This window comes from Sulfitobacter litoralis, assembly GCF_900103185.1.
Classification (GTDB): Bacteria; Pseudomonadota; Alphaproteobacteria; order Rhodobacterales; family Rhodobacteraceae; genus Sulfitobacter; species Sulfitobacter litoralis.
In genome coordinates this window covers 147,603-163,224 of sequence record NZ_FNJD01000004.1, presented here as the reverse complement: position 1 = coordinate 163,224, position 15,622 = coordinate 147,603, and the positions used below count along the sequence as shown (strand labels likewise).

Below are 15,622 nucleotides of genomic sequence, written 5' to 3'. Positions count from 1 at the left end.
TGGCCACAATGAAAAAAGGGCCGTACCCGAAGGCACGGCCAAGTCTGACAGGGAGGAAGTGTCGCCGATACGAAAAGGACATCACGATCGGCGACAAAATCACTATGGTGTGAAAAGGTTAAGTTTGTATGCTCACCCTGCACTTTGACTGAAGGCTATTGGCCTAAAAGGACTTAAATACGTGACAAATGATATTTTCATCGGCGGGGGTGGCGAAGCCTACGCGACCAAACAATTTCTCAACATCGGCTATGCCAACCGTCACGGTCTGATCGCGGGGGCGACGGGCACGGGCAAAACGGTCACGTTGCAAATTCTGGCCGAAGGCTTCTCTGCGGCTGGGGTGCCGGTCTTCTTGTCTGACGTAAAGGGCGATCTATCTGGCCTCGCGCAGGCCGGATCCGCCAGCCATAAGTTGCACACCCCCTTTACCGAGCGCGCGCAAACCATCGGCTTTGACGATTTCGACTACAGCGCTTTCCCTGTGACCTTCTGGGATATGTACGGCAAACAGGGCCATCCCGTCCGGACGACGATTTCGGAGATGGGCCCGTTGCTGCTGGCGCAGCTGTTGGACCTGACCGAGGCGCAAGAGGGCATTTTGAACATCGCCTTTCGTGTCGCCGACGAAGACGGATTGCCGCTTCTGGACCTGAAAGATTTGCAATCCCTGCTAGTCTGGATCGGCAAGAACGCGTCTACGCTGGCTCTGCGCTATGGCAATGTGTCTGCGGCGTCCGTGGGCGCGATCCAGCGGCGGCTCCTGGTCCTTGAAAACCAAGGGGCGGCTGACCTTTTTGGTGAACCTGCGCTAGCGCTAAGCGATCTGATGCGGACCGACACGGACGGGCGCGGCTTTATCAACATCCTCGCCGCTGACAAGCTGATGCAAGCCCCAAAACTTTATGCGACCTTTCTGCTGTGGCTGCTGTCCGAACTTTTCGAGGAACTGCCCGAGGTCGGCGATCCGGAGAAACCCAAACTTGTTTTCTTTTTTGACGAAGCACATTTGCTGTTTGATGACGCCCCCAAAGCGCTGGTAGATAAGGTGGAACAGGTGGCGCGTCTGATCCGCTCCAAAGGGGTGGGGGTGTATTTCATCACGCAAAACCCCGCCGATGTACCCGAAGATATCCTTGGCCAGTTGGGCAACCGTATCCAGCATGCCCTGCGCGCCTTTACCGCCCGAGACCGCAAAGACCTGCGTCTCGCCGCCCAAACCTACCGCGACAATCCGCGTTTCGAGACCGAAGAAGCGATCCGCGAGGTCGGCGTGGGCGAAGCCGTCACGTCGATGCTGCAGAAAAAGGGGATACCCGGTGTGGTCGAGCGGACCTTGATCCGTCCGCCGTCCTCGCAGCTAGGCCCCCTTGATCCTGCCACCCGCGCTGCCCTGATGGCGCAAAGCCCGATGGCTGGGAAATACGACACCCGCCTCGACCGCGCCTCGGCTTTCGAAATGTTGGCCAAACGGGCAGAGGATGCCGCGAAAGAAGCGGCACAGGCCGAAGAGCAAGCGGAAGCCGAAGACACATCGCCAGCCCTGCGTGAATTCAACGCAGCGCGGCGTTATGCTGGCAAACGGGTGACACGATCCACGGCGAAACGCACGACCAAAAGCGATGACAGCTTCGGCGGTGCCATCGCGAGCGTGGTGATCAAAGAGCTTAAGGGCACAACCGGCCGCCGCATTGTGCGTGGTATTCTGGGCGGGTTGTTCAAAGGGCGCTGATGCCCCTTCCAAATGGACCTAAATCCTCGCCGAAGGCAGGCCTTATCCCGCAGGGGATAAAGCCTATTCTTTTACTTCTCGGGGATCAATCCGCGCGGGCTGAACCTAAGGACCAGCAGCAGCACTGCGCCCATGGTCATCAACCGCATATGGGCGGCGGAGTCGATCAAATGGTCTTTTAGCCAATAGCCATCAGACATGCCCGCGGTCACCATCTGCATCAGCCACAGGCCCATGGGTTCTACCATCACCCAAAGATACCACATCAGAAAGCCCCCCAGCACGGCCCCCAGATTATTGCCAGAACCGCCGACGATTACCATGACCCAGATCAGGAAGGTGAACCGCAACGGCTGATAGGATCCGGGCGTCAGCTGGCCATCCAGCGTGGTCATCATCGCCCCGGCGATGCCGCAGATGGCGGAGCCGAGGATGAACACCTGCAAATGCCGCGCGGTAACATCCTTGCCCATGGCTTCGGCTGCAACTTCATTATCGCGGATCGCGCGCAGCATCCGGCCCCAAGGCGAATTCAGTGCCCGCTGGCTCAGCCACATGAGCACCAGCAGCACCACGGCGAACAGGCAAACGTACAAGAACTTGACCCAAAGCGTTGACGCTTCCACAGGGTTGAACCCGAACCCAGCCGCTTGTGCCACAAAGCCCGCGTCGTTTTGCAGGTCGATCTCATAGGACACAGGGCGCGGGATGCCGATAACATTCTTGACGCCGCGCGACAGCCAGTCCTCGTTCTTGAGCACAGCGATGATGATTTCCGCGATGCCCAAGGTGGCAATCGCAAGGTAATCCGACCGCAGCCCAAGGGCGGTTTTTCCGATCAGCCAGGCAGCACCAGCGGCAAACAGCCCGCCAACCGGCCAGGCAAAGATCACCGGTAGGCCAAGCCCGCCAAGATAGCCTGTGGTGGCGGGGCTCACGGCCTCTACCGCGCTGACCGAAGGGTCGAGCAGAGCGCGAAAGATGAAAAACCCGCCGACCAGAACCGCCAGCACGAGAAGCGTGCGGAGCCAGCCCTTGGCCATGCGCTTCATCACTTGAACCGCCAGCAGGATCGTCGCAGCCCCCATCAGCAAGGCGGCGACAATGCCCCAGCCGCCCGCGGACCAAGCCCCTTCGGAGGGGGGCATACCAATCAGCACAGCGGCGAGACCACCCAGTGCCACAAACCCCATGATGCCCACGTTGAAAAGTCCTGCAAAGCCCCATTGCAGGTTTACCCCAAGCGCCATGATGCTTGAAATCAGCCCCATCGCAATGATCAGCAGCGCGGCGTTCCAGCTTTGGGTCACGCCGGTCAGTACGATCAGAACCGCGACGATGGCGAAAAGGCCGGTGTTTTTGACTGTCTCGTTCATACCGATTGCCCCTTGAATAGACCTGTGGGTTTGAACAGCAACACGATCAACAAGATCACGAAGCTGACGGCGAATTTATAGTCGGTGGACAGAAGCTGGACCAATCCGTCGGGGGCAAGCCCCTCGGGCGCGAGGTAGCCGAACACTTTCTTCCACGCGTAGGTGATTGTCACCTCGGAAAACGCGATGACAAAACCGCCTGCGATTGCTCCGATGGGGCTGCCAAGCCCGCCCACGATGGCGGCGGCGAAAATCGGCAGCAACAGTTGAAAATAGGTGAAGGGTTTAAAGGACTTGTCCAACCCGTAAAGCACGCCCGCGGTGGTCGCAAGGCAGGCGACGATGATCCATGTGATCATGACCACCCGTTCAGGGTTGATGCCCGACAGCAGCGCCAGATCTTCGTTGTCGGAATAGGCGCGCATGGATTTGCCCGACCGCGTCTTGTTCAAGAACCAAAACAACGCGGCAACGACGATGACAGCCGTAACAACCGTCAGCCCTTGGGTGGTCTTGATCGCCAGCCCTTCTTCGAGACCGGTCATCTCTTTGAAGTCCCGCGCCGAGATGATGAAGCGTTCGCCATCCAGAAAGCGTTGATCCTCTGCACCGATGATGAAGCGGGTGATGCCATTGTAGACGAAAGTCACCCCCAGCGAGACGATGACGAAAATCACCGGCTTGGCCTTCTTTTCGCGGTAGAAGCTATAGACCAGCTTGTCGGTGCCAAGCAGCAGCCCGATAGTGATGATGATCGCGAATGGTAGGGCCAGCAGTGCGGTCGGTAAGACCCCCAGGCTCAGCCCCAGCGACTGGAACCCCCACGTGATCAGCACTGCCGACATGGCCCCAAGCGCCATGGTATCGCCATGGGCAAAGTTCGAGAACCGCAAGATACCGTAAACCAGTGTCACCCCAAGCGCGCCAAGCGCCAGTTGCGACCCGTAAGCAATGCCCGGGACCAGCACATAGTTGGCCAAGGCGACAAAAGCGTTAAGTAAGTCCATTATTTACATGTCCCTAGATAGCTGATGGCGATAGGCCCATCAGCGTAATGCACGGTGTAACGGGATGCCCCGTCGGCGGCGATGCTAAGCAGGTGGCGGGCGTCAAACCCACCGCCCGTCAGGGACAGCGCCTTATCCTGTTTCGTGCCAGTCAGCGTGACGGTTTCGGCGTCGCTGACCATTTGTGATTGAACCGCCAGCGCATCAGCAGATGCGCCGCCTGCGGTGCCGGTGACGTCGGGGGAGAACTCTGTCTCTGTACAGGGTTCGTTTTCGACGCACTCCCAGACAAAGTGGCAGCCGATGGCGATGGTTTGCTGAAACGGCTCTGGCGGTGTTGATGAAACAGTGCCGGCCGCTGGGGCAGGCGGTGCCGCGTCGGTGCTTTCCTGTGCTAAGGCGGGTTCTGCAAAGGCCACAAGAGCCAGAGGAAGGGTCCATCGCATCGCTTAACCCCCCAAAAAGGATTTACGAACTTCGGGATCTTCCAAAAGCTCTTTGCCTGTACCAGTAAAAGCGTTCGCCCCTTGCACCAGAACATATCCCTTATCCGCAATCTCAAGCGCCTGACGGGCGTTCTGTTCCACCATCAGGATCGGAATGCCGGTGCGGGCAACCTCGATGATACGGTCAAACAACTCGTCCATCACGATCGGCGAGACACCGGCGGTAGGTTCGTCCAGCATCAGAACTTTGGGCTGGGTCATCAGCGCGCGACCCACGGCCACCTGCTGACGTTGGCCGCCCGACAGCTCACCCGCTGGCTGATAGCGTTTTTCCTTGAGGATCGGGAACAGGTCATAGACTTGAGCCATCGTATCGCGGAAATCATCGCGGCGGATGAAGGCCCCCATCTCGAGGTTTTCTTCGACGGTCATCGAGGTGAAAATATTCGAGGTTTGCGGCACAAAGCCCATGCCCTTGGCCACACGGTCCTGCGGTGACAGCGCGGTGATGTCTTCGCCGTCCAGACGCACATGACCCTGTCGGACATCCAGCATGCCGAACACGGCTTTCATCGCGGTGGACTTGCCCGCGCCATTGGGACCGACGATAACCGCGATCTCGCCTTTTTCGACAGCGATTGTACAGCCGTGCAGAATATCCGGGCCCTTGCCATAGCCACCCGTCATCGTGTCACCGATCAAGAACGGCCCGCCCGGCGCAGGGTGGCTCTTGCCGCCGGTTTTGACAGGTTGCGCGGTGCCTTGGCCTTTGGGGTTCGCGATCGATAGGTCCTTGTTGCCCCGATCGCCATATGGGTTGCTCATGTCGGTTTCTTTCTTTCGGTATCAAGGCCGCCACAGGGGACCGTCGCGTCACAGGAATTTTCGCCTGTCCAAACCGCTGCTGTCTGCGGCAGGGCCAGTCCCGCACAGAGGGGCGATGCAGCCCGCGGGCGTCTCATGCAGACACAGCCTTGTTCTTGAGCCCGGTGCCCAGATAGGCCTCGATCACTTGCTCGTTTGCTTTGATTTCGGGCAGTGTGCCTTGGGCCAGAACTTTGCCCTCGGCCATACAGATCACCGGATCACACAAGCGGCCAATAAAATCCATGTCGTGTTCGATGACGACGAAGGTATAGCCGCGTTCTTGGTTCAGGCGGATGATCGCGTCGCCGATGGTGTTCAGCAGCGTGCGGTTCACGCCGGCACCGACTTCGTCCAGAAACACGATTTTCGCGTCGACCATCATGGTCCGCCCCAACTCTAGCAGCTTTTTCTGACCGCCCGAGATCTGCCCCGCCTTTTGCTCGGCCAGTTGTTCGACCGTCAAAAACTCGAGCACCTCGTCCGCCTTGGCGCGCAGGGCGCGTTCCTGATCTGCGATGCGCTTGCGTCCGAACCATGTGTTCCACAGCGTTTCGCCGGCCTGATCACCGGGCACCATCATCAGGTTCTCGCGGCAGCTCATGGATGAAAATTCATGGGCGATCTGGAAGGTCCGCAGCAACCCCTTGTGAAACAGCGTATGCGGGGGCAGGCCGGTGATATCCTCGCCGTCCATGGTTACACGGCCCGACGTGGGCTTGAGCACGCCGGCGATGACGTTGAACAGCGTGGTTTTGCCCGCACCGTTCGGGCCGATCAAGCCGGTGATCGTGCCTTTGCCAATGGTCAGATTGGCACCTTCCACGGCGTGAAACCCGCCGAAATGTTTATGGATGTCGTCTACGACGATCATTACTATGTCTCCCCGTGCAGAGCCCAAGCCCCGTTGCAAAAACAGCCCGGCTGCAGTGCAGCGGGCTGTTTTCTGTCATGTTATGAGATGTTAGCGGTATTGAACCGTCGTGATTTTGCCGCCTTCGATCTTGATCTGACGGTAGCTGCCAGCAGATTCGCCGGGTCCGATCAGCTCCACCGCAGTTGCGCCGTCATAATCGACTTCGCCACCGTCCTTGAGGATCTGAAGCGCTTTGCCCAGTTCGCCGGGATAGATCTTTTCGCCGGGGGCATTGGCCACCGACATGATCTGATCCTTATAGACTTGCGGATCTGTGGAGCCCGCGGCCTGCATCGCCAACATCAACAGCGCGGTTGCATCATAGCTTTCAGGAGCGAAAGGCGATGTCGTATCAAACGCACCGTCGACAAGCGCGGTGAATTTGTCAGCGCCGGGGCTGTCGGTGCCGGGGTGTTGGCCGGTCGAGCCGTCCAGCTCGGTGCCGAAGTTATTTTCAAGGTTCGCCGCGATCATCCCGTCGGGGAAGTGGAATGTGTCGAACGCACCGGAATCGATAGCTGCACGCACGAGGCCAGAGCCGCCCTGATCGACATAACCCGCCACAACAAGACGGTCGCCACCGGCAGAGGCCAGCGCGCCAACTTCAGCAGAGTAATCGGCCTTGCCATCTTCGTGGGCCGCCGAAATGGTGATCGTACCGCCAGCGGCTTCATAGGCCTGCTGGAATGCGTCCGCCAATCCCTTGCCGTAGTCATTGTTGGTATAGGTGACTGCGACCTGCTTGATGCCTTCTTCCATCAGCACGTCGGCCATGACTTCACCCTGACGGGCGTCCGAAGGCGCGGTGCGGAAGAACAGACCGTCGTCGTCCATCGATGTCAGGCCGGGGGACGTGGCGGAGGGCGAGATCATCACCATCCCGTTTGGCAAGGCCGCGTTTTGCAAGACCGCACCAGTCACGCCAGAGCAAGCCGCGCCCACAATGCCGTTGATCCCTTCGGAGATCAGACGTTCAGCGCTGGACACCGCAAGCGCGTTGTCCACGCAGCCCGTGTCAGCGCGCGAGGCCGAAACCGTGGCCCCATCCATCAGCATGCCGCTGTCGGTGACTTCTTTCATGGCAAGCTCGGCGCTTTCCGCCATGATACCGGTCAGCGATTCAATCGGGCCGGTGAAACCAAAGATCACGCCGAGCTTCACATCTTTGCTGTGTGCATCGGCATAGGCATTGGTGGCCAGCAATGCTGCAGCCGTTGTGGCCATAAGCATCTTTTTCATATTATTCTCCCTGTTGAACATCGTGTTCTGCAAAAGAACCTATGCGCCGATTTGAGAAAAGAAAAGCGTTGTCCAAAGGTAAACTGGCGCAAGACGATGTGGATCATAGCGCTGCATGCTCTAGCTTTACATCAACGGGGTGTATCAGGAGAGAAAGCCATGATCCGCAGGGTTGTGAAACGGGCGTTGGCGCTGTCGTTGGGCGCGATGGTCTTTGGGGCACCATACGTCTTTGCGCAAGAAATGACGATCGAACAGCGGGTATCAGGGCTGGATACGCCATGGGCGTTGGCGGTGCTCCCCCGAGGTGACGTACTTATCACTGAACGAGATGGCCGGTTGCTGCGCGCCCGTGACGGTACCCTCTATGAGGTCGCGGGGGCGCCGCAGGTTGTGGATGCAGGTCAGGGTGGTTTGCTTGATATCACCCTTGCGCGCGACTTTGACACGACCCGGACCGTTTTCCTAACCTATGCCAAGGCGCTTGACGGCGGGGCTGGTACCGCGCTCGCCGCTGCTGAGCTGTCGCCAGACGGCAGTCGGTTGGAAAATGTGCGTGATCTGTTCAGCATGTCGCGGGGATCGTCCAAGGGGCAGCACTTTGGCAGCCGCGTCGTAGAGGCGCGTGACGGGACACTGTTCGTCACCATCGGAGAGCGCGGCGACAGACCGGCGGCGCAGGATCTGGGCCAGCACAACGGATCAGTCGTTCGCGTGAACCGCGACGGGAGCGTGCCGCAGGACAACCCCTTTGTCGGGCGCGACGGCGTGCTGCCTGAAATCTGGTCCTACGGGCATCGCAACCCGCAAGGGGCGGGGCTTGACCCGAGCGGGAAGCTTTGGGTGTCAGAGCACGGTGCGCGCGGCGGGGACGAGGTTAACGCCGTGCGCAAGGGCGCGAATTATGGCTGGCCTGTGATTTCGTACGGGCGGCACTACTCCGGTGCGAAAATAGGCGAAGGCACCACGAAAGAAGGGATGGAACAGCCCGCATACTACTGGGACCCGTCCATCGCCCCTTCGGGGTTGCTGGTCTATTCTGGCAAGATGTTTCCGGACTGGCGCGGTGATATCTTGGTGGGGTCGCTCAAGTTCAACTACATCGCGCGCCTTAAGGGGGCTCCGCTGCGTGAGGTCGCCCAGATCAAAACCCCCGAAACCGCCCGCGTGCGCGACATTGTCGAAGCACCGGACGGCGCGATCTGGTTCATCTCGGTCGGGAACGGCGCAGTCTACCGGATCGGCACAGATTAGGCGACCGGCCTGGCGGCATGTGATCCGCGCTCACGATAGGGTGTCGTATCATAATGTGCACGGTAGCACTTTGAGAAATGCGACGGGGACGCAAAGCCGCAAGCCAGTGCGACATTGATCACGCTCATATCGGTTTGCATCAGCAGGTTGCGGGATTTTTGCAGACGTAGTTCCATGTAATAACGCTTGGGGCTGCGGCTTAGATACCGACGGAAGAGGCGCTCCAGCTGCCGCGTGGACATGCCTACATCACGCGCGAGCGACGAAGGGCTGATCGGCTCTTCGATATTGGCCTCCATCATCTGGATGACCTGCCCGAGTTTGGGGTGGCGCACGCCAATGCGCGTCGGCACGGACAGACGCTGCGTGTCTTGGTCGGTCCGAATGGAGCTATAGATCAATTGGTCAGCAACCGCATTCGCCAGATCCTCGCCCAGATCATCGGCAATCAGCTTGAGCATCAGATCGATCGACGACGTCCCACCGGCAGTTGTCATCCGGTTCCCGTCTACCACAAAGACGGACTTGGTCAGGATTACGTCCTCGAAATCCTCGCTAAAGCTGTCCTGGTTCTCCCAGTGGATCGTGGCCTTTTTACCGTCCAGCAAACCGGCTTTGGCCAGCGTAAATGCGGCGGTACACAGACCACCGACCATCATGCCCTTGCGGGCTTCGCGGCGTAGCCAGCCCAATAGCTTTTTAGTGGTCGCTGCCTGCACGTTGATACCACTGCACACAACCAACGTATCTTCGCGGCGCAGTTCATCCAGACTGCCGTCCAGCGTGTATTCCGCCCCCGCCGAACAGCGCACGCGTCCGCCGTCTTCGCCGATTAGGCGCCAGTCATAGGCCGTGCGCCCGGACATACGGTTAGCGATCCGCAAGCATTCGACCGCCGAAGCAAAGCTCAGCAGTGTAAAATCTTCCAACAACACAAAGACAAACCGGCGTGTCTTTTCTGCGTCAGTGGGAAAGCGGTTGGCCAGACGGGTGTCAGTCATCACGCAGCCTTTCAGGTTTGGGTTATTTATGGGGGCAAAGTGGGCGATGCCCTCAAAAACCTGCCGAAAACTTGGCCATGACCGGCGGCGAAGGTCAATAGGTTGAATTTCGGTTCTGGTCACTTGAGCCTGATCTTTATATACCACACATTCACCTTCTTTGCGCCCGTCACTCTGGGCGCTGCGGACTTCGGAGAAAAATGATGACCGATTGGACAAAATCAAGCTGGCGCGACAAACCGCGGATCCAGATGCCCGACTATCCTGATCAGGACGCGCTGCGCGCGGTCGAAGCTGAATTGTCCCGTTATCCATTGTTGGTTTTCGCCGGCGAAGCGCGGCGGCTTAAAAAGCATCTGGCGGCCGCCGGTCGCGGCGAGGCGTTCTTGCTGCAGGGGGGCGATTGTGCCGAAAGCTTTGAGCAATTCAGCAGCGACATGATCCGCGACACCTTCAAGGTGATGTTGCAGATGGCGATTGTGCTGACGCATGGTGCGAAAGTACCAGTGATCAAACTTGGCCGGATGGCAGGCCAATTTGCCAAGCCGCGTTCCGCAGCGACAGAGACCGTTGATGGCCTAGAGCTGCCAAGCTACCGTGGTGACATCATCAACGAGCTCGCCTTTACCCCAGAGGCGCGTATTCCGGACCCCAAAAAGATGCTGCGCGCCTACACGCAGGCTGCAGCGACGTTAAACCTGATCCGTGCGTTCTCGACCGGTGGGTATGCGGACGTGCATCAGGTGCACGGCTGGACCCTGGGCTTTACCGAAAGCGAAAAAGCAGAGAAATACCGCGAGATCGCGAACCGTATTTCAGATACGCTCGATTTCATGGCGGCCGCTGGCGTGACATCCGAGACGGCTCATACGCTGCAATCGGTAGAATATTATACCAGCCATGAATCGCTGCTGTTGGAATACGAAGAGGCGCTGTGCCGTCAGGACAGCCAGACCGGCAAATGGCTGGCGGGTTCCGGTCACATGATCTGGATCGGCGACCGTACCCGTCAACCCGACGGCGCGCATGTGGAATTTGCCCGCGGCGTGCAGAACCCGATCGGCCTGAAGTGCGGCCCGACCATGACCAGCGACGACCTCAAGCTGTTGATGCACAAGCTGAACCCTGAAAACGAAGAGGGCCGTCTGACCCTGATCGCGCGTTTCGGGGCCGGCAATGTCGGCGAACACCTGCCGCGTTTGATCAAAACCGTGCAGGAAGAGGGCGCGAATGTCGTCTGGACCTGCGACGCGATGCACGGCAACACGATTAAATCCTCGAGTGGCTATAAAACCCGTCCGTTTGATTCCGTGCTGCGTGAAGTGCGCGAGTTCTTTGCGGTTCATGCGGCCGAAGGCACAGTACCCGGTGGCGTGCATTTCGAGATGACGGGACAGGATGTGACCGAATGCACCGGCGGTGTACGCGCCGTGCAGGACGAAGACCTGTCAGATCGCTACCACACCGCCTGCGACCCGCGTTTGAATGCCAGTCAGTCGCTTGAACTTGCGTTCCTCGTCGCGGAGGAGCTTTCGGCACGCCGGTCCAGCCAGCAGGTTAAAGCGGCCGGTTAAGCACTGCAGACATTGAAAAAATTAAAGGCCGTGCAGAGCAGATGCGCGGCCTTCTTCATTGATCAGAAGGCTTGGCGGTCCTGATTGTTCCTAAACGTCAGACTTGACCAGCCTCAGATAAGACGGACGGGCGCGCGGGCCCTGCGTGGTGTAACCGACACCGGCGTTGGCAAACCCATCGGTGGCAGTCGCGCAGGTATCGCGGGTCAGATAGGCCCGTGGGGGGCGTGGGATCGCGGTGGTGGCCAGATCACCAATTTTATAGAAGCCCGGGTATGCGCTGGCGTTTGACGTAGACTCCAGGCAACCAAGCATCCGGTCGATTTGACCCATGTCGCTGCGCAACGGCAGCACCAGCATCCGGGCATGAACAGTGGCGTCCTGACCGATGAGCGTCATTTCCCCGATTGCGGGCTGTGCGAGGATCTGATCAAGCCAATCACTGCACCGGCGTCTCTCGGACGGGGCGAACAGCGAAATCATTGGCATCCCGCGCAGGTCCATCGCCATAGCATCGCATAGATAGGATCCCGTAATGCGAAAGCGGGCGACCTCGGATCGTTTTCGCTCAAGCACAAAGGCACGATCCAGCAGGCTGGCAATTTCGGAGGGGTCGACCTGGGACCGGAACGGAACCGGCTGACCACGGCATAGCCCCTGCCAATAGGCCTGCACCTCGGACATTGCAGGGGAAAACGGCGGCATCCTGCGACGTGGTACGACTTGGGGGTGGTCGCCCAAAGGGGGAAGATGTGTCATGAAATAGCCTTTTTGCAATCGTCGCGGTCGAAGTGTCGGCAGTGCGGTGCCAGGAGAATTCCAAAGGGTTTAGTCAAATTAGCGGTGGTTTGTAGATAAAACAGTAAACTTGGTTAATAGACCATTAAGCTTCGCGCAGAATTAAAGCGTGCACATCAGCCTACCAAAACCCACCAGCGGACGGGGAATGGCTTTTTACTTGCCCCATTTGGTTCTTTCGCTTTTAAGGCGCGCAAAGATCGCAATCGACAAGGACCATGCCATGATACGTTCGATGACGGGTTTTGCTTCGGCAAGTGGGGCGTCCGGCCCGCATAGCTGGGGCTGGGAACTCCGGTCGGTCAACGGCAAGGGGCTTGATCTGCGACTGCGTGTGCCGGACTGGGTCGACGGGCTCGAGGCAGGTCTGCGCAAACAACTGACCACTGCCATCGCCCGTGGCAATGTCACCTGCAATCTGCGGATAACGCGCGAGGATGGCGGCGGCGCATTGACGGTGAACGCAGATCAGCTTGAAACCGTTTTAGACGCCCTGCACCAGATCGAAGCACGCGCGATGGACGCGGGTATCTCGCTGGCGCCGTCCAAAGCGACGGACATCGTAACCATGCGCGGCGTGCTGGAACAGGCGACGACGGTGGATGACGCGGCGGCCCTTTGTGCGACGCTGCTGGCCGAGTTCCCTGCGGTGGTTGAAGACTTCAACGCCATGCGCGCGCGTGAAGGGGCGGCCTTGGCGCGGGTGCTAGAGGCACAGTTGTCAGAGGTCGCGGATTTGACAGCACAAGCGGCAACACAGGCACAGACACGCAAGAAAGAGGTGTCACTGACGCTCCAGCGCAATCTTGCACGGGTGCTGGACAATGCTGAAGGCGTGGATGCCGACCGGCTGGCGCAGGAACTGGCGCTGATCGCGGTCAAATCCGATATCACCGAAGAGATCGACCGCCTGCACGCCCATGTGGATGCCGCCCGCGCCTTGCTTGCGCAGGACGGGGCCGTGGGGCGCAAGCTGGATTTCCTGATGCAGGAGTTCAACCGCGAGGCTAACACGCTGTGCGCCAAGGCACAAAACACCGCGCTGACCCAGATCGGGCTGGCATTGAAGGCGGTGATAGACCAGATGCGCGAACAAGTGCAGAATGTGGAGTAAGACATGAGCGACCGACGCGGCCTATTGATCATCCTCAGCTCGCCCTCGGGGGCGGGTAAATCGACGCTGGCACGCAAGCTGCGCGATTGGGATACCTCGCTTGAGTTTTCTGTTTCGGCTACAACCCGCGCCCCGCGTGTCGGCGAAGTAGATGGTAAGGATTACTTTTTTACTGCCGAGGATGATTTCCGCGCCATGGTGAACGACGGCGACATGCTGGAGCACGCGCGGGTCTTTAACAACTATTACGGTTCGCCCAAGGGACCGGTGCAAAAGGCGATCGATAGCGGTCGCGACGTTCTGTTTGACGTGGATTGGCAGGGCGCGCAGCAGATCAGCAACTCGGCGCTCAAACAGCATGTGCTGTCGATCTTTATCCTGCCGCCGTCGATCAAGGAGTTGCGCCGCCGTCTGGAAACCCGTGGTCAGGACGCCCCCGATACCATCGCCCTGCGGATGGAAAAAAGCTGGGACGAGATCAGCCATTGGGCCGGCTATGACTATGTGCTGGTCAACGACGATCTGACGGTGACAGAGGCCAAGCTGAAGTCGATCATCACCGCCGAAAGATTGCGCCTTTCGCAGCAGCCGAAACTGGTCGATCATGTGCGCGCATTGCAATCAGAATTCGAGGACACGAAATGACGCTTTACGCTTTGGCCGACATCACCCCGCAGGTACACGCAGATGCATGGGTCGCCCCGGATGCGAATGTCATCGGGAATGTGACGCTTGAAGCAGGGGCCTCTGTCTGGTTCGGCTGCACGCTGCGCGGTGATAACGAGCTGATCCTCGTCGGCAAAGGCAGTAACGTGCAGGAGAACTGCGTCTTTCACACGGACCCGGGCTGCCCGCTGACCGTGGGGGAGAACTGCACGATCGGCCACAAGGTCATGCTGCACGGCTGTACCATCGGTGACAATTCGCTGGTCGGCATGGGGGCGACGATCCTGAACGGGGCCAAGATCGGCAGGAACTGCCTGATCGGGGCAGGGGCGTTGATCACCGAAAACAAGGTGATCCCCGACGGGTCGCTGGTGATGGGCGCGCCGGGCAAGGTCGTGCGCGATCTGGACGCGGCGGCGATTGCAGGGCTGACCGCCAGCGCGAAACACTACCAAGACAACGCGCGGCGCTTTGCCAACCAGCTTAAACCCGTCTGAGCATGGTGCTGCGCCCGCATCTGCCGGACTTGCTGGCGGCGCTGCCTTTACCAACGCTGGCCGTTGACCGTGCCGAACGTATCGTTGCGATGAACGCGCCCGCCGAGGCGCTGCTGGGACGGGGCGCGTTGGACCGTCACTTTATCAACGTCCTGCGTCAACCGGCAGTGGTGGACGCGGTCGAGCAATGCCAGCAGGACGACACCCCGCGCGAGGCGCAGTATCTGGCAAGCGACAATGGCAATGACACGACCTTTCGGGTGCATGTGCGCAAGGTGACGGGCATGAATTATGTCTTGCTCAGCTTTCAGGATATCACCCAAGTCACTAACGCCAGCCAGATGCGCCGCGATTTTGTCGCCAATGTCAGCCACGAGCTGCGTACACCGCTGACCGCGATGATGGGGTTTATCGAAACGCTGCGCGGCCCTGCACGAGACGATGCGCCCGCACGGGACAGGTTTTTGACCATCATGACCGGAGAAGCCGAGCGCATGAACCGGCTGGTGGGGGATCTGCTGTCGTTGTCACGGGTGGAATCAAACGAACGAGTGCGTCCGACAGACAAGGTTGATCTGCGCTATGTGCTGCAATCGACCATGCGCAATCTTAACCCCTTGGCCGTAGAGGCAGATGTGACGCTGGTGGCCACGATGGGGGACGATCCTCTGCCGCTGATGGGCGACACGGACCAGCTGTTGCAAGTGTTCACGAACCTTATTGAAAACGGCATTAAATACGGTGGGGTGGGGAAAGAGGTCGAAATCTTGGTAGAGACCACATTGCGTGACCCGTCGTTGCGAGGCCCCGCTGTAAGGATCACGGTCCGCGATCACGGGCCGGGGATCGACCCTGTCCACCTGCCGCGCCTGACCGAACGGTTCTACCGCGCCGACAGCCACCGCAGTCGCGCGCTTGGCGGGACGGGGCTGGGGCTGGCGATTGTAAAACATATCCTGAACCGGCACCGCGGACGGCTGAAAATTACCTCTGATCTGGGAGATGGGGCACGGTTTACGGTGATTCTACCCTTGGATGCGGCGTGAAATGTCACGTTTCGATCCAAAATAATTTACAATTTCCGCCAGCGTCATAAAACTGTAACATGGCTGTCACAAAAGCTCAGTGTCGCTTGCCT

Annotated in this window: 15 protein-coding genes; 7 read left to right on the top strand and 8 right to left on the bottom strand. The window is 59.1% G+C overall.

The genetic code is table 11. From position 1 onward, the window contains the following. The first annotated feature begins 181 nt into the window (after positions 1–181). Positions 182–1,732, top strand: a complete 1,551-nt coding sequence (locus BLQ98_RS05310; RefSeq protein ID WP_093732303.1) for a helicase HerA-like domain-containing protein — start codon at positions 182–184, stop codon at positions 1,730–1,732. Between the two features lie 71 nt (positions 1,733–1,803). Here BLQ98_RS05310 and BLQ98_RS05305 read toward each other — a convergent pair whose 3' ends face one another. The 6 genes from BLQ98_RS05305 to BLQ98_RS05280 form a co-directional block, all read right to left on the bottom strand. Next, positions 1,804–3,108 carry a branched-chain amino acid ABC transporter permease gene (locus BLQ98_RS05305; protein ID WP_093732302.1) on the bottom strand — a complete coding sequence of 435 codons (1,305 nt, stop codon included), beginning with the start codon at positions 3,106–3,108 and terminating at the stop codon, positions 1,804–1,806. After that, the gene (locus tag BLQ98_RS05300) at positions 3,105–4,115 is read right to left on the bottom strand and encodes a branched-chain amino acid ABC transporter permease (protein WP_093732301.1); all 1,011 of its coding nucleotides are present in this window, start codon (positions 4,113–4,115) and stop codon (positions 3,105–3,107) included. Before BLQ98_RS05300 ends, BLQ98_RS05305 begins: the two co-directional genes overlap by 4 nt. Further along, a complete protein-coding gene (locus tag BLQ98_RS05295; RefSeq protein ID WP_244148372.1) occupies positions 4,115–4,561 on the bottom strand; it encodes a hypothetical protein in 447 nt (148 codons plus the stop codon). Before BLQ98_RS05295 ends, BLQ98_RS05300 begins: the two co-directional genes overlap by 1 nt. A 3-nt stretch (positions 4,562–4,564) precedes the next feature. Next, a complete protein-coding gene (locus tag BLQ98_RS05290; RefSeq protein ID WP_093732300.1) occupies positions 4,565–5,386 on the bottom strand; it encodes an ABC transporter ATP-binding protein in 822 nt (273 codons plus the stop codon). A 133-nt stretch (positions 5,387–5,519) separates the two neighbouring features. Next, entirely contained in the window at positions 5,520–6,299 is a 780-nt protein-coding gene (locus BLQ98_RS05285; protein ID WP_093732299.1) for an ABC transporter ATP-binding protein, read from the bottom strand. Between the two features lie 90 nt (positions 6,300–6,389). Continuing rightward, positions 6,390–7,580, bottom strand: a complete 1,191-nt coding sequence (locus BLQ98_RS05280) for an ABC transporter substrate-binding protein (protein WP_093732298.1) — start codon at positions 7,578–7,580, stop codon at positions 6,390–6,392. Between the two features lie 159 nt (positions 7,581–7,739). Between BLQ98_RS05280 and BLQ98_RS05275 the strand changes: the two genes are divergently transcribed. Next, the gene (locus BLQ98_RS05275) at positions 7,740–8,834 is read left to right on the top strand and encodes a PQQ-dependent sugar dehydrogenase (RefSeq protein ID WP_093732297.1); all 1,095 of its coding nucleotides are present in this window, start codon (positions 7,740–7,742) and stop codon (positions 8,832–8,834) included. Here BLQ98_RS05275 and BLQ98_RS05270 read toward each other — a convergent pair. Continuing rightward, positions 8,831–9,835: a GlxA family transcriptional regulator gene (locus BLQ98_RS05270; RefSeq protein WP_093732296.1), complete on the bottom strand. Its 1,005-nt coding sequence runs from the start codon at positions 9,833–9,835 to the stop codon at positions 8,831–8,833. The two genes, BLQ98_RS05275 and BLQ98_RS05270, sit on opposite strands and share 4 nt — an antisense overlap. Positions 9,836–10,038: 203 nt before the next feature. Here BLQ98_RS05270 and BLQ98_RS05265 point away from each other — a divergent pair, with 203 nt between their 5' ends. Then, positions 10,039–11,409 carry a class II 3-deoxy-7-phosphoheptulonate synthase gene (locus tag BLQ98_RS05265; RefSeq protein WP_093732366.1) on the top strand — a complete coding sequence of 457 codons (1,371 nt, stop codon included), beginning with the start codon at positions 10,039–10,041 and terminating at the stop codon, positions 11,407–11,409. Positions 11,410–11,499: 90 nt separating this feature from the next. Here the strand turns inward: BLQ98_RS05265 and BLQ98_RS05260 are convergent, their stop codons facing one another. After that, complete coding sequence (locus BLQ98_RS05260; RefSeq protein WP_093732295.1) at positions 11,500–12,168, bottom strand: PAS domain-containing protein; 669 nt, start codon at positions 12,166–12,168, stop codon at positions 11,500–11,502. Positions 12,169–12,430: 262 nt separating this feature from the next. Between BLQ98_RS05260 and BLQ98_RS05255 the strand changes: the two genes are divergently transcribed. Genes BLQ98_RS05255 through BLQ98_RS05240 form a run of 4 tightly spaced genes read left to right on the top strand, consistent with a single transcriptional unit; the run spans position 12,431 to position 15,530 of the window. Beyond that, complete coding sequence (locus BLQ98_RS05255) at positions 12,431–13,321, top strand: YicC/YloC family endoribonuclease (protein ID WP_093732365.1); 891 nt, start codon at positions 12,431–12,433, stop codon at positions 13,319–13,321. A gap of 3 nt (positions 13,322–13,324) precedes the next feature. After that, entirely contained in the window at positions 13,325–13,966 is a 642-nt protein-coding gene (gene gmk / locus BLQ98_RS05250; protein ID WP_093732294.1) for a guanylate kinase, read from the top strand. Next, a complete protein-coding gene (locus BLQ98_RS05245; RefSeq protein ID WP_093732293.1) occupies positions 13,963–14,484 on the top strand; it encodes a gamma carbonic anhydrase family protein in 522 nt (173 codons plus the stop codon). The genes gmk and BLQ98_RS05245 overlap by 4 nt, the downstream gene beginning before the upstream one ends. A gap of 2 nt (positions 14,485–14,486) precedes the next feature. Beyond that, a complete protein-coding gene (locus tag BLQ98_RS05240; RefSeq protein ID WP_093732292.1) occupies positions 14,487–15,530 on the top strand; it encodes a sensor histidine kinase in 1,044 nt (347 codons plus the stop codon). Positions 15,531–15,622 lie beyond the last annotated feature (92 nt).

Coding starts and splice junctions, on each gene's coding strand:
- BLQ98_RS05305 (WP_093732302.1), bottom strand. CDS start 3,108: ATGAACGAGACAGTCAAAAACACCGGCCTTTTCGCCATCGTCGCGGTT.
- BLQ98_RS05300 (WP_093732301.1), bottom strand. CDS start 4,115: ATGGACTTACTTAACGCTTTTGTCGCCTTGGCCAACTATGTGCTGGTC.
- BLQ98_RS05295 (WP_244148372.1), bottom strand. CDS start 4,561: ATGCGATGGACCCTTCCTCTGGCTCTTGTGGCCTTTGCAGAACCCGCC.
- BLQ98_RS05290 (WP_093732300.1), bottom strand. CDS start 5,386: ATGAGCAACCCATATGGCGATCGGGGCAACAAGGACCTATCGATCGCG.
- BLQ98_RS05285 (WP_093732299.1), bottom strand. CDS start 6,299: ATGATCGTCGTAGACGACATCCATAAACATTTCGGCGGGTTTCACGCC.
- BLQ98_RS05280 (WP_093732298.1), bottom strand. CDS start 7,580: ATGAAAAAGATGCTTATGGCCACAACGGCTGCAGCATTGCTGGCCACC.
- BLQ98_RS05275 (WP_093732297.1), top strand. CDS start 7,740: ATGATCCGCAGGGTTGTGAAACGGGCGTTGGCGCTGTCGTTGGGCGCG.
- BLQ98_RS05270 (WP_093732296.1), bottom strand. CDS start 9,835: ATGACTGACACCCGTCTGGCCAACCGCTTTCCCACTGACGCAGAAAAG.
- BLQ98_RS05265 (WP_093732366.1), top strand. CDS start 10,039: ATGACCGATTGGACAAAATCAAGCTGGCGCGACAAACCGCGGATCCAG.
- BLQ98_RS05260 (WP_093732295.1), bottom strand. CDS start 12,168: ATGACACATCTTCCCCCTTTGGGCGACCACCCCCAAGTCGTACCACGT.
- BLQ98_RS05255 (WP_093732365.1), top strand. CDS start 12,431: ATGATACGTTCGATGACGGGTTTTGCTTCGGCAAGTGGGGCGTCCGGC.
- gmk (WP_093732294.1), top strand. CDS start 13,325: ATGAGCGACCGACGCGGCCTATTGATCATCCTCAGCTCGCCCTCGGGG.
- BLQ98_RS05245 (WP_093732293.1), top strand. CDS start 13,963: ATGACGCTTTACGCTTTGGCCGACATCACCCCGCAGGTACACGCAGAT.
- BLQ98_RS05240 (WP_093732292.1), top strand. CDS start 14,487: ATGGTGCTGCGCCCGCATCTGCCGGACTTGCTGGCGGCGCTGCCTTTA.